Annotated in this window: 1 pseudogene; it reads left to right on the top strand. The window is 61.0% G+C overall.

Features of this window, described 5'->3' with window-relative positions:
* Nucleotides 1–341, top strand: a pseudogene (locus Xsze_RS21605) (DNA primase); the annotation flags it as partial.

The raw sequence follows: 341 nt of genomic DNA, 5'->3' as shown, positions 1-341 counted from the left end.
CAGACCTTGCTCACTGCGCCAGAAGTGCAGCAATACCTGAAAAAACGCCGCCTTGATCATCCCGAACTGGTCAGCCATTTTAAACTTGGCTTTGCCAACCGCACCCTCGGTTATCGGTTGCCGGAGAAAAAACTGAAAGCCGGCGCAGAGATCCGCGCCCAACTTCAGGCGGTCGGGTTGCTGCGGGAGAGCGGCCATGAGCACTTCAGCGGCTCGCTTGTGGTGCCGGTGATCGGTTCTGACGGTCAGGTACTGGAGCTGTACGGCCGCAAAATCACGGATCGCCTGCGGGCGGGCACCCCGTTGCATCTGTACCTGCCGGGGGCGCATGGCGGGGTCTG

This window comes from Xenorhabdus szentirmaii DSM 16338 (assembly GCF_002632585.1).
Lineage (GTDB): Bacteria > Pseudomonadota > Gammaproteobacteria > Enterobacterales > Enterobacteriaceae > Xenorhabdus > Xenorhabdus szentirmaii.
Note: the sequence above shows the minus strand (reverse complement) of the source record. Positions and strands in the feature narration are given on the sequence as shown.